This window comes from Porphyromonas uenonis DSM 23387 = JCM 13868, assembly GCF_000482365.1.
GTDB lineage: Bacteria > Bacteroidota > Bacteroidia > Bacteroidales > Porphyromonadaceae > Porphyromonas > Porphyromonas uenonis.
In genome coordinates, this window is sequence record NZ_AXVC01000018.1 from 53,427 (window position 1) to 67,138 (window position 13,712).

The window sequence follows — 13,712 nt, forward strand, 5'->3', positions numbered from 1 at the left end:
ATTTGGTATTCTGTTCGTAATTAAGTAAGTAAGTGATTGAGCTGAGCGACCGCCACCACCGTGGTGGGCACCCTGGATAGTCATCATCTTGCTGTAAGACATCCTGTCTATAGCCTATGTAGACCAGTGAGTAAAGCGTAGACGCGTCAGACGCTCTAACGCCTCATAGTCTGCAAGGAGACTGCAAGACAACAATACGGTGCAAAGGTAGTAAAAATCTCCGTGCTTACGACATGCCCCAAAGCCTCAACTCCGCAAATCTCACGAGAAGCCCGCTCCAAAAGAAAAAAGGTTGCTAAGACTGACGCCTTAACAACCGTAAAAACAAAATCGTTGAAGAAGAAAATGATTGAAGATAAAAGTCGCTAGAGACTAGAGAGAATAAAACCAGCGACTAGGGTGACCAGTGGGATTCGAACCCACGACCCTCAGAACCACAATCTGATGCTCTAACCAGCTGAGCTATGATCACCATCTGGCAACCGTGATAAGAGTAGCCACATCGCCACTCCCGAGAGAAAAGCTCCCTCCCACGTTTGCTGTGCAAAGGTACACAATCTTTTTGAATCCCACAACACCCCCAGCGCAACCTCCCTGCGCCTCAGTTTACTTGACGACACTCTCGTTGGAATCCCTATTTTGGAGCGTGCGGTCGATGAGCTGGAGCTGCTTGCCGAAGTTCAGTCGCCAAGCTACTCCGACGGTGACCATGTTGCGATTGTCTAGGATGTAAACTCTACTCGTGCTAGGTATGACAGGCGACAAGGTCTCACTCTGGTACTCGGCACCACGCGGCGTAAAGGGGAAGATACAGCTCGCATAGAAGCTCCAGTCACGATACTTGTAGAGGAGCATCAGACGGGAGGAGTTCTCGCCCAGAGACTTCGTATGCCCCGATAGCGTCCACTGAGGATGGACATAGTCGTAGCCGAGCGTCCACCCTTTGTAGCTCATCATCACGCTAGCATTCCAGTATAGGCTGTTGAGCTGGTAGGCGGCGACACCCGTGTGAGTGCGAAACATATCGTAGCGCACGGTACCTTGTAGCGTTAGGAAGTTCCACAGATTGTTTAGCCCACCCTGCCAAGAGATGCTGTACTGGCGATTGAAGCGCCCATTCGTAGCACGGTTGAGGAAGTAACCACCCGCCACATCGTAAGTAGCATCCCAGAGGATAGGCGACCACGTATTATTTATTGAGAAGTCTAGATTGCTCGTGAAGAGATTCGTCTGGTAATAGATCCCGAAGCGGTTGTAAAGCGACTGAGCCGCCTTGAGATCTGGATTGCCACTCGTCCTCATGAGGTCGTCCACACGTTGCTGTACCCGCGAGAGCATACTCAGCGAGGGGAGTGTCGGCAGATAGGTAGACTTGAGAACAAGCGTCAGATGGTTGATCGGGCTGTAGAAGAGCGAGAGCGTACTCTGATTCCTTACAAAAAGCTTCCTATCAGTCGCATCCTGCACGACAAAAAGCTTGGCACCCGTACCGATACTGTACTGCACCTTGCCGAGCTGTCCCTGTGCATTGGCAAAGAGGTAACTGTTGTTTTCCAGTAGATTGTCCGTCGTCTCAACATACTTATTGAGCGAGTAGGCAGTCGTATGCTGCAAGCCCGTGGCGAGCGTGAAGTAACTGCTAAACGGGTGGTTGTATACCACCTCTCCAATGAGCGCCGTGCGACTCACATCGACAGAGTTTTGCACCTCACGCATCCGCGTAGCCATCTGATCCTGTAGTGAGAAGCTGTGCGTGCCGTGACTGTAGGAGCCCACAAGATTCACCTCCAGCTTGCCTCCATTGCTCAGCATGTTGGCATAGTACAGGTCTAGTGCTGGCGTGTAGCTACGCTCCTTGACGCTAGACTCCCTATGGAAAGGGTCGCTATCACTCTGCGCAATCTCTGAGCGAGAAGTGTTGTGGTAATTGACAAACTCATTGCGTAGCGTAGCGCTAAACTGCTGTCGCTCGCTGGGCTTATATAAATAGGAGAGGTTGAGGTTCTGAACCATATAGCCAAAGGGGCTAGCCTCAGGCGTCTCCGTACGGGTCAGTTCCTGGTGTGGAGCTATGTATTTCGTCTCTAGGTAGGCAAAGCGCTTGCGGTAGTTTCGGAAGCCATTGTTGTAGTCGAGCGTAAAGGAGTGAAGCCCCCGATCATAGCGAGCCCCCAAGGCACCATTGACAAAGCCCGTCGTCAGCGCCGACTCAACCTGCGCCCAGACAGAGCCACCCTGCAGACGCTCCTTGAGGATCACATTGACGATCCCCCCGATGCCTCGATCGGTGTAGCGTGCCGAGACCATGTCAGAGTACTCAATGCGCAGGATACGCTTTGGGTCTATGCTCTGCACATCTTGTATCGTGCGGGGCACGCCGTCCACCTGCCACTGCACCTCCCCGCCACGGATAGAGGCTTGCTTATTCATCAGGTCAATGGTCAGACCACGTAGCTGCATCGTCTGTAGCAAGCTGAGAAAGTCCTGACTACGCGCCAACTCTGCCTGCTGCGGGAAGAGTAGCATCTTATCCACACGGCTTCGCTGCCCCTGCACCACTACTTGGTCGAGTATCTGGCTGTCCTCCGACATGTAGAGCGTGCCGAGAGCGATCACCCCTCGTGCATCGCCCGCTATCTGGATGGTCATCGGTGTGTAGCCTATGCTACTGATGCGTAGTTCTCTAGCCACTTGCGGATCCGCCTGTAGGGCAAACTGACCCTCGCTCTCCGTCGAGACGCCCGATGTGAGCTGTCCCTTGTCGTCAAATAGCCCGACGCTAGCTCCGACGAGCGCAGTTGAGTCGCTACTAGCGAGTACTCGTCCCTGGATCGTGATAGTCTGCGCAGCGAGTGCGCCTGCAGTGATGAGGAGGAGCGCCATAGCTCCCAGTAAATGGTGGTAAATCTTACTACTCATATGCTTGAGACTGATGAGAGAGAACTGTGTTTAGTGTATCATTTCCTTAAAGACGATTCAACAAGCCGATTGTTGTAACGGGGAAAAGTAACCCGCAGTATCAAAGCGAGATCTGTGTCCCTAGTTATCGTCATGAGCAGCTCCTAGCAGAGTGTTTATAATGTGTCGGCCCTAGGAGCTTAGTCAGGGCTGACGCATTATATATAGTTGTTGCTGTCCGGTGAAAGCTTTTTGAGGTGGGTATCGAGTAGATCGTGCTGCAGAAATGAGCTAACTATCAGTACCACTTGGGTGAAACTAAAGTTTCCTAGGTAAGAAACTAGAGTTTCCTAGGCATGAAACTAGAGTTTCCTAGGTAAGAAACTAGAGTTTCCTACGAAGAAAACTGTAGATTGGTCGAAGTCGAGTAGTCGGAGAGCAATAATATATAATGAATTCATCCAAGTCTCACTTGTCGCTAATGTGTAGCTCCTAACGGAGCAATTATAATGCGTTAGCCCTAGGAGCTTAGTCCTCCTCAAGCGTTGCAGTCGGATAAATGAGTACCTTTGCGGTAGAGATTGCCACGAGGAGTAATGGCTTCCTCCACATTAGCACACAAGACTATGACACAGTTTAAGACGACGCACCTGTATGCCCTGCTGACCTTTGTCCTGCTGGCGCTGGTTATCACGCTACTCTCGCCACATGATGAGGAGACCTTTCAGTATCAAGTGGTGGAGGGTAAGCCCTGGATGGGCGATGAGCTACTGGTGGCGCCTTTTACCTTCCCGATCTACAAGTCGGACGAGATGATACAGCGGGAGCGTGACAGCGCACGCCAGACGGTCCTGCCTTACTATCAGATCGATACTGTCGTGGGGAGTAAGATGCTCCACAAGTGGGACGAGGACTGGAGCAGTAAGTGGAGTAGTGAGGTGGCGGACGATGCCTACTACTTCTACATGCGTGACTACCTCAAGGACCTCTATCGAAATGGTATCATAGAGGAGGAGGCTGCCTCTAAGCTGAGGCAGGAGGATGTGCTGGAGGTCAAGCTCCTGAGCGCTGATCAGGTGAGTCGTCTGACGCCAGCGACGCTCTTCTCAACCCCTATAGAGGCGTATCAGCAAGCTACCGAAAAGGTGCCCCAGGGGATGAGCAAGTCTATCGTTCGCAAGTTTGATCCGAGCAAGTATATCGAGGTTAATGTCTATCCTAATGAAGCTAAGACACAGCAGGTGATCGATGATGAGCTGCGCAACCTCTCTAAGTCTATGGGCGTAGTGCAAAAGGGTGAGCGCATCATCGGCAAGGGTGAGCTCGTGAGTCCACATCAGTACGATATCTTGCAGTCGTTGCGCCGTGTCACAGAGGAGCAGCAGGATAGCAATCTACGTCAGGTCTTACCGATGAGTGTGGGGACCTTCCTTATTATAGTCTCGCTACTACTGGGGTTGTGGTTCTTCCTCTTCTACTACCGACCGCAGATTGTCAAGGAGTATAAGAACACGCTCTTCCTCTCATTACTGATACTGATCTATGCGGTCCTGACGATCATCTTCGCTCGCAATGAGCTGGGGACGTGGGTCTATGCGATCCCATTTGTCTCGGTGGCTATACTGGTGCGCACCTTCTTCGAGTCTCGTACGGCTATCTATGCCTTTCTGACGACGGTGCTGATCTGTGCGCTCTACGTCTCATTTCCGCTGGAGTTTGTCGTGATACAGTTTGTTGCTGGTCTGGTGGCTGTCTTTAGCCTTCGCTCACTCTCCTCACGGGCGCAGATCATCCGTGCGACCTTCCTCATCTTCGTCATATACAATGTGATGACCTGTAGCTACTCGCTGATGACGGGTGGAGCCTTGGGCAGTAATGACCTGAGCAATCTGCTCTACTTCTCCTTCAACCTGATCTTCAATATGTTTAGCTATCTGCTCATCTACCTCATCGAGCGTGCCTTTGGTTATGTCTCCAACATTACGCTCGTGGAGCTGAGCGACGTCAATCGCCCTCTGCCACGTCAGCTCTCGGAGCAGGCGCCTGGTACTTTCCAGCACTCGTTGCAGGTAGCACTCTTGGCGAGTGAAGCGGCTACTGCCATCGGGGCTGATGCGAGACTCGTACGTGCTGGCGCTCTCTACCACGACATAGGCAAGATGCGCAATGCAGCATACTTTACAGAGAATCAAGGTGCTATCAATCCACACGACCAGCTCACTCCTACCGAAAGCGCATCGGTCATCATCAAGCATGTGACGGATGGTCTGGCCATGGCGCAAAAGCATAACCTCCCGCAGGCGATCCAAGACTTCATCCGCATGCACCACGGGCGAGGGGTGACGAAGTACTTCTACAATCAGTATTGCAATGAACATCCTGACGAAACGGTCGATGTGGATAAGTTTACCTATCCAGGACCCAATCCTAACACTAAGGAGACAGGTATCCTGATGCTGGCGGACGCTATCGAAGCGAGTAGCCGCAGTCTCAAGGATCTGAGCAAGGAGACCTTGATAGCTCATGTCAATAAGATTATTGATTCAATCGTTGCTGATGGGCTACTCAACGATACGCCGCTGACCTTTAGAGATATCCAGACAATCAAGGATATCTTTGCTGAGAAGCTTGCCACCATCTACCACTCACGTATTGCTTACCCCGAGCTCAAGCGATGACACTCTATCTGATCGGCTATATGAGTGCGGGCAAGAGTACCGTAGGTCGCATGCTGGCGGAGCTACTAGGATACGAATTTGTAGATACAGACATCTACATCGAGAGTCGCTTTCGTCAGCGGGTGTCCGATCTCTTTCGGCTACACGGCGAGGAGTACTTTCGGCAGAAAGAGCGGATGATCCTCGAGGAGATCGCAGGCCTACCTGATGCGGTTATCGCTACGGGCGGGGGCCTACCCATCTACCATGACAATATGGATCTCCTCCTAGAGAGTGGCACCGTGCTCTACCTGCGCTACAGCAGTGAGACGCTAGCTCAGCGACTGGAGCTAACCAAGCGCACCAGACCTTCAGTGGCGCACCTCTCGGGCGAGGAGCTTCGCCAGCATGTCGCAGAGGCGATGCGTCTGCGCGAACCGATCTACAGTCGTGCTCACCGGATCATTGATATGGAGGCTCTCGCTAAGCAAGGCATCAACACCGAAGCGAAGATAGCCAGTTGGATCGTCCAGCAACTACGTCTAGAGGCGTAGCACGTACTGCGCAATGTTCCGCGGAGAGTCGTGAGAAAGGTCTTGCTCTCTACGTGCTGTGTCAGAGGAGAGCGACTGGAGAGATGCTTTCGCACTGTGTCAGCTCTGTGGCTATCTTACCTAGCTCTGCCTCTAGGTCGAAGGGTATCAGCTCTCCACGCTCGAAGGCGGCAAAGGTCTCACTATTGAGACTCTTGTACTCTGGGATAGCCTGTTTGAGAAGGTAGACGACCCCATTGACATCCCCCGCATAGGACAAGCGTTTGAAGAACTGCACCATCAGGTGAATCTGCTCGAACGACTCCTCGCGGGTCTGTACGATGTGTATCTTATTGTGTGCCGTGGGGAGGTCTTTCTCCTTATCGTGGATGGTCTCCTCGTAGAGTTTCTCCCCAGGTCGTAGGCCAGTGTAGACGATCTTGATGTCTTTGTCAGGCTCGTAGCCTGCTAGCTGTATCATACGCTTAGCAAGATCGACAATCTTGACGAGGTCGCCCATATCGAAAACAAAGACCTCGCCACCACGCGAGAGCATACTGGCCTCTAGGACGAGCTGGCTAGCCTCGGGGATGGTCATGAAGTAACGCTCGATGCGTGGATCGGAGACCGTGAGAGGACCGCCACGTTGTAACTGACGCTTGAAGGTGGGGATGACGGAGCCTGCCGAGTTGAGCACGTTGCCGAAGCGGGTCGTCGCGAAGCGTGTCGGGACGGTCGCCTGGATCTCTCCTCTCTTGATGGCTAGGTCTAAGCTCTGGACGATCATTTCGCAGAAGCGCTTCGTAGCCCCCATGACGCTACTGGGGTTGACCGCCTTGTCGGTCGATAGCATGACCATCTGCTCGACACCATACTCGAGGCACTTGCTCGCTATGTTGAAGGTGCCGATGATGTTGGTGGTGACCGCCTCGCAGGGGTTCTCTTCCATGAGAGGTACATGCTTGTAAGCAGCCGCGTGAAAGACTTTGTCGGGATGGAACTTGCGCATGACAAAGTCTAGTCGCTGAGGATTGCGTATATCACCCATGACATAGGCAAAGCAACCCTTAGGATAGCAGCGCTGTAGCTCCAGACGCAACTCGTGCATAGGCGTCTCCGCTATGTCAAAGAGCACAATCTGCTGAGGCTCTAGCCGAGCAAGCTGGCGTACTATCTCACTACCGATAGAGCCTGTCGCTCCAGTCACGAGGATAGTCTTGTCGTGCAGCGCCTCAGAGATAGGCTTCATATTGAGGAAGATGGACTCACGACCTAGTATGTCCTCAATCTGGATTTCCTCAATAGGAGGGCGACTGTCCACGTTGAGTATGCGTCGTGGCTCCTGATCGACGAAGAGACGTATCTTGCGGTCTATGCAGACCGATGCAAAGGGTGCATTCTCGTGTAGCACATCGTAGCCAGAGAAGAGGAGGACGGAGATATGGTGCTTGTCTAGTAGTGCGGAGAAGCTGGCCGTGTCTGGCGTGTAGAAGATCGGTTTGCCTCCGACGGTCATCTTTTCGGTCGGTTGGTTGGTCTCGACAAAGCCTACGACGTAGAGCCCTTTGTCCTGATAGGAGTTGGAGAGCTTGTCGGCAAGTTGCGAGGACTTGTCATTGACCCCAAAGATGAGTGCTGGCGTGCGACTGCCCGTAGCGGGAGCTCCATTGACAATGCTCCAGATGAACTGTACGACGGTCCTGAAGCCCGTCAGGAAGAAGAGGGTGAAGAGGGTGTCTAGTGCGAAGTATACCACCCCAAAGAGCCACTCGCTAGACATTATGCCTAAGGTCACTCCTAGTACAAGCGACTTGCATAGTGAGAGCCAGAGGTAGTTAAAGCCGTAAGAGAATGTGCGGATACGGATAATCCCCTTATAAACGGGAAAGATGAGTAGCACAATCAATGAGACTACTCCCGAAAACCCAGAAAACGAAAGGGTCGGGTGTCCAAGCCCCGTGTACTCAGCCACAACCTCGTGAAAGTAAACCCCTGTGAGCGTCAGGAGTGCATAGCTGGCTATGAAGACAGCGGATAGCGAAGCGATGACACTCAGGAGTAAGTCGATGAGCGCAATGATGCGGTAGTTGACATAGCGACTACCTAAGCATTTCCGTAGGAATACCTTTGTCTTCATGATTATCAAGTGCTGTTTGTTGTTTTTGTGGCATGATGGGACTCACACGTGTGTAGCTATGAGTGTTTCGTTGTTCCTAATAAGTGTGCGTACAGGCTCTTCGTATCGAGCGTAGGTCTTGGCAGATGAGATGGTCCTGCGGAAGAGCTCTATCCGGTGGGTATCTGTGCCTACAAAGCTATAGACTCCACGCTCGAGGAGCTGCTGAGCGCGTCGCTGTACCTGCTCTCCATACATCCCTGTGAGGCTGAAGAGGTTGAGCTGGAAGGCACAGCCTGCACCACGCAACTGGTCGTACATCCTGTCATCCATATATAGGTATCGCTCAGGGTGCGCTAGCATGGGGATCGTCCCTGCAGAGATGACTTGCTGTATGAGTCGGAAGAGGTCTAGTGGAGCTCCTGCGAACGAGGTCTCTACGAGCAGGTACTTGCTAGTCCCTAGTGTGAGTAGATGCTTGGCGAGGTGCGCCTCGAAGCCTTCGTCCAGCATATGTTCTGCGCCAAGCATCAGAGGAACATCTAGATCCGACAGGTCTGGGAGCAGTCGCTCTAGCTCCTGCTGGAGAGTACTGCTATCGTTATGCGGGTAGCGCCTATAGATGTGTGGTGTGGTGATGATACGCTGGATGCCGATAGAGTGCATCGCCTCAATGAGTTGACGGGTCTCGTCAAGAGAGCGGCTCCCGTCATCGACCGCAGGGACGAGGTGACAGTGTATGTCTGTCATCCCTTCGAGCCAGCCGGCAGAGATGATATCTACTTTCTTATGCTTTGTGAGCCACCACATAGTGTCTAGATATCTATTGCAGCGATGGATTAGTTGGGGCTCTTTACGCTACTCCTTGTCACTGCCATACTCTCCATAGCCCCCATATCCGTAGCTGCCGTAGCCGTATCCATAGGAGGAGGCTCCTACGCCGGTATCGTTGAGTACGATACAGAGTCCCTTGAGGCGTCGCTCTTGATAGAGATCCTCTAGTTCGGGGAGGAGTCGACGTGGCAGGTGATTCTCACGAACCACCATAATCGTGATGTCAGTCAGATGACTGATGACGCGTGTGTCAGCAAGCTTGAGTACAGGTATCGTGTCTAGCACGATATAGTCAAAGGATCCATCAGCATACTGTAGTAACTCCTCAAAGCGTGGCGACATCAGGAGCTCGGTGGGATTCGGTGGAGTGGGACCACTGGGAGCGACGAATAGGAACTCGGACTCTGACGTGGGATAAATGATCTGCTGTGGAGATATCTTACTGTCGGAGAGGTAAGAGGTGAGTCCCTGCAGACTTGCTAAGTGTATGCCGATGGCCTTGGATAGAGCGCTCTTGCGTATGTCACAGTCTACGAGGAGTACACGCTTGCCTGACTGTGCTAAGCTTAGAGCTAGGTTGGACGAGGTGAAGGTCTTGCCCGAGCTCGGAATAGCGGAGGTGACTAGAATTCGCTTGACTGGAGCTCCACTATTAGGCGCTAAGAAGGAGATGTTAGAGCGTATCACCGTGAAAGCCTCTGAGACGATAGTACGCCGATGGCGACCGACGATAAATGTGCGTGAAGCCTGATCAATAACCTCGCTCTGCTCCTTAGTTGTCAGTCCTGTGAGCCTACTCTTGAGTTGCTCAGCAGTACTCTTCAGATGGCGCTTAGAAGCTTTGTAGTGTGGCACCTCTCCCAGTATAGGTATGGTGGTGTAGCGCTCTATATCTACCTTGCCACGTACCTTATTGTTAGCTATGCTACGTATATACAGTATGGCTATTGGGATCAGAAGTCCGAGTAGACCAGCTGCCAGCATGATGATCGGTACACGAGGACTGACTGGCCCGGCAGGCCCTGTCGGTGCCTGGATGAGACGAGCGTTAGACTCGGCGGCTTCGATAGAGAGTGCGTTTTGCTCCCGTACGTTGAGGAGGAAGAGGTATAGCTCCTCCTTGATCTTCTGCTGTCGGTAGATGCTCCCCACGATGCGCTCCTGCATAGGCACGGAGGTGATACGCCCCTTGTAGCTAGACTGCTCGGAGAGGATGCCTTGACGCTCCACCTCGAGTGTCGATATGAGGTTGTCTATAGAGGTGATGATAGAGAGTCTCTGTGCAGCAAGCTGGGTGTTAATCTCCTGGACGAGCGGGTTGTTGCTACTAGAGTTAGCTTGTAGCTGGTCACGCTTGAGCAGTAGTTCGTTGTACTTAGCAATAGCAGCTTCGATGGCTGGAGAGGCAATGCCCACATTGGCTGGGATGAGAGACTCCATTTGACTCTTGTCCCTGAGGTGACCTCGGACAAACTGAGCGATGGAGATGCTATTGTTGAGATCGACTAGCCGCGTCTTGACTTCAGAGCTTCCCTTGATGTATTCTTGCGCTTCGGCCTGTATGTCAGCAATCTGCTGCGACTGCTTGAAGTCTTCGATCTCTGCATCGACCTGTCCCAGCTCGGAGCTAATGATAGCTAGACGATCATCGACAAAGCGCTGCGTACTCTCTGCTATCTTGACCTTGTCCGAGCGCTCTAGCTCTGTGTAGACGAGGATGAGTGTGGAGAGAAAGTCCTCAGCTAGCAGTGGGTTGCCCGACTGTATGGTGAGCTTGATGACGGAGGCGTCTTTCTGCTGGAGAGATACTTGCAAGGCTCTCATGTAGTCACGTACGACCGCATTGAAGTTGTCTTTTTGCACCTTCAGTACTTCGTAGTTTGGAAAGTCGCTGTAGTATGGTGTGTTCTCTACGACTAGCTTGCCAATGGGCGTAGCGATGGTGTCGCCTAGCGTTGCGACGATAGGCTCTTGCACCTTGCCGGTCAGCGAACTCTTAATGTCGTAGAGGATCACCTGGTTGTCTGCATCATCTTTGTCCAGCTTGACACGGAGGCTGACCTTTTCGTCTGGATCGGCATCAACAAAGCGGATAGATACGGGCGACTGCTTGTAGAGCTCTCTCTTCCTCAGCCCAGCATCGTAATGGTACTGCACATCTAGTCCGAGACGACGTACGGTCTCGCTGACGACACGCTCGGTGCCTAAGACGATGATCTGATTAGAGACATCATCGCTGTAGGAGTGCTTGTCTCCCGTAAACTGCGCTAGCCGCTCTATGGCAGAGTTGATCGAGGTCTCACTCTTGATCAAGAGACTCGCAGAGCGACTGTATTGATGGGATGAGGACTTGATGTAGAGAAATCCTAGAGTAAGGCAGATGAGAAACGATAGCAGTATGAAGAGCCAGTTGGCCTGAAGGATCACTAAAACATCTCGTAGGGAGAATGCGCTGACCTCCTCAGAGGAGCGTATAGGCTCCTGCTGGCTAGAAGTTGTGGGGTATTCCATTCTAATAAACCGTGCTGAGTATAGTGGGGGGGGCTAGAGGCGCTTACTTCTTCTGGCTAGCCATAATCGTGAAGACGAAGGTGGTCAGAGAGGTCGCTGTGCTGACCACGCTGAGCCAGGTTCCCACGTTGTTGTTGGGGTTAATGTTAGCTGTTTGAGCTTTGGCATCGTTTGGCTCCACATATACGATATCTCCCTGACGGAGGAAGTAGCATGGTGAGTCAAATATCTTGTTAGTACGTAAATCGTGTGCTACGATGTATCGCTCTCCGTTGATCTCTCGTATGACTAGTACGTTATCTCTGCGTCCCTGTATGGTTAGGTCTCCCGCCATAGCGATAGCGTCCAGTATGGAGACTTGGTCACTCACCATAGGAAAGCGCCCTGGATGAGCCACTTCGCCCAGTACAGAGATCTGTGCATTGAGTAGAGAGACCGTGACGGTAGCATCGTTGAGTAAGCCCTTGTCGCGAAGCTCCGTAGCGATCTTCGTGTTGAGCTCACTACGGGTCAGTCCCTCCACATGGACACGCCCTAGTGCAGGAAAAGTGACGTAACCCTCCTCGTCTACCATGTAGCCCTGCTGGGTGTTAGACGCTGAGATGCCGAACGCACTATAGTATCCGACCATCGGGAGGTTAAAGGGATCAGAGAGCTCTCGATTCTTGGAGTTGACCGTGATACCGAGCATATCGCCCTTAGCAATACGCAGGACGGGTACGCTATATTGGCTCTGAGAGCTCATGGAGACATCTTGTAGGTAGACGACCTCTTTACGTGATGCGCACGAGGTCGTTATAAGACAGAGTGACGCTACTAGAAAAACTCCAAATAAGTGCATGTGCACTCGAAATAAAGATTTCATCCTTAAGTAGATGCGTTGTTTTGTTTGCTTAGAGGGGGGGCTCCAGAAAAAGCAAGGAAAAGCCACCTTTCTCTCGTTCGAAAGCTTCTTCCTTCAGGCAATTTCTATTGATTATTTAGTTAGCATGGACAAAGATACTTATAAAAAATGATTCAAGAGACTCTTTTCGCGACAAAATACACACCCCTTTACCTTAAAGCGTTCTGGAGGAAGTTGAGAGAGTCTGCTCGATGTGATGCTAGGCTCTGTGCGACGGCCTCCACGTCGTAGAGCTTTGGCGAGCTGACCAGCTCATGCGCTCCCTCCTGATGGCGCTCCAGACCGAAGAGCTCGGTCAGGGTGTCAAAGCGACTGCAACCGCCATGGTTGTTGACGATGGCGACAAAGGGTTTGCCAAAGATGAGCGAGAAGGCGACCCCGTGGAAAGAGTCCGTCACCACGCACTGAGCGTTGAGGATCCCCTCGAGCCATGCCTCTACGGGTGGCAAGATGCACGCCTTCAGACCTCGTCCACGCTCCATCCAGTGGCGCCACGGAGCGAAGAGTTGGCACGTCGTATGATGCGACTCAGCGATCTGCCGTGCGAGCTCCTCCTTGTGCGGCGTGTGCGTCAGCATATAGGCGAAGACCTCTCCCGAAGGCTCCTCCCGCAGTCCAAGCTGGTCCATGTACTCCTCTCTTGTGAAGAGCATCGTCGGGTCCAGCACCCACTGAGCTGAGGCGCCAAACCGCTGCGCTAAGAGCGGCACGGCCGAACTCTCACGCACCGATATAGCTACAAAGCGACTCAAGAGCTCGCTGTAGAGAGCCGTCCGCTCAGGAGCTATGTCTATCGGATCCACTCCGAAGGAAGCCGCATAGGCGATGCGTCGCACCGGGTCCGCCTCAGGGATAAAGCCGAGGAAGTAGTCGTCCAGCATCGGGACAAACTCCTGTCGCCACACCTGATCACTCCCCACGATATAGGCGTGAGCAGGCTGCTTGCGGTAGTATTGCCGTAGCTGTGCGTCACTGCGTAGCGGTGGCGAGAGCGTGATGTGCTGCTGTACGAAGCGAGACGTGTGCTGTAGTACGACACGCTCCGATCGTATAGATTGATCGTAGGAGATCCGCTTGACGGTGCGAACCTGCGCCTCAGCCCATCGCCTTAGCCGAGAGCGACGGTCGAAAGGTATGTCCAGCGTCACAGGCTCGTAGTCCATCTGGCGCAAGGCTTGCTGTAGCGCATAGGCCTGCATGATACCCCCATAGTTAGCCCCTAGTGGGTGGGTCAATATATGGATTCGTTTAGTCGTCAT

Annotated in this window: 8 protein-coding genes and 1 tRNA gene; 2 read left to right on the top strand and 7 right to left on the bottom strand. The window is 52.6% G+C overall.

The genetic code is table 11. The annotated features are described in order from the left end of the window. Nucleotides 1–398 precede the first annotated feature (398 nt). A tRNA-His gene (locus tag L215_RS0100260) sits at nt 399–472 on the bottom strand. A gap of 134 nt (nt 473–606) precedes the next feature. Next, nucleotides 607–2,919, bottom strand: coding sequence for a carboxypeptidase-like regulatory domain-containing protein (locus tag L215_RS0100265; RefSeq protein WP_025883660.1), 2,313 nt, complete (start codon nt 2,917–2,919; stop codon nt 607–609). 605 nt (nt 2,920–3,524) lie between these two features. Here L215_RS0100265 and L215_RS0100270 point away from each other — a divergent pair. Further along, complete coding sequence (locus L215_RS0100270; RefSeq protein WP_027451162.1) at nt 3,525–5,576, top strand: HD family phosphohydrolase; 2,052 nt, start codon at nt 3,525–3,527, stop codon at nt 5,574–5,576. Continuing rightward, nucleotides 5,573–6,109: a shikimate kinase gene (locus L215_RS0100275; RefSeq protein ID WP_025883661.1), complete on the top strand. Its 537-nt coding sequence runs from the start codon at nt 5,573–5,575 to the stop codon at nt 6,107–6,109. The genes L215_RS0100270 and L215_RS0100275 overlap by 4 nt, the downstream gene beginning before the upstream one ends. A 61-nt stretch (nt 6,110–6,170) precedes the next feature. Here the strand turns inward: L215_RS0100275 and L215_RS0100280 are convergent, their stop codons facing one another. The 5 genes from L215_RS0100280 to L215_RS0100305 form a co-directional block, all read right to left on the bottom strand. Next, nucleotides 6,171–8,225 (bottom strand): UDP-N-acetylglucosamine 4,6-dehydratase family protein, encoded by a 2,055-nt coding sequence (locus tag L215_RS0100280; RefSeq protein ID WP_044111502.1) that lies wholly within the window; start codon nt 8,223–8,225, stop codon nt 6,171–6,173. 42 nt (nt 8,226–8,267) lie between these two features. Continuing rightward, on the bottom strand, nt 8,268–9,014 hold the full coding sequence (locus L215_RS0100285) for a tyrosine-protein phosphatase (RefSeq protein WP_025883662.1): 747 nt from the start codon (nt 9,012–9,014) through the stop codon (nt 8,268–8,270). Between the two features lie 48 nt (nt 9,015–9,062). Further along, entirely contained in the window at nt 9,063–11,549 is a 2,487-nt protein-coding gene (locus tag L215_RS0100290; protein ID WP_027451164.1) for a polysaccharide biosynthesis tyrosine autokinase, read from the bottom strand. Nucleotides 11,550–11,592: 43 nt separating this feature from the next. Next, the gene (locus L215_RS0100295) at nt 11,593–12,294 is read right to left on the bottom strand and encodes a polysaccharide biosynthesis/export family protein (protein ID WP_244869658.1); all 702 of its coding nucleotides are present in this window, start codon (nt 12,292–12,294) and stop codon (nt 11,593–11,595) included. Between the two features lie 308 nt (nt 12,295–12,602). Beyond that, on the bottom strand, nt 12,603–13,712 hold the full coding sequence (locus tag L215_RS0100305) for a polysaccharide pyruvyl transferase family protein (protein ID WP_025883664.1): 1,110 nt from the start codon (nt 13,710–13,712) through the stop codon (nt 12,603–12,605).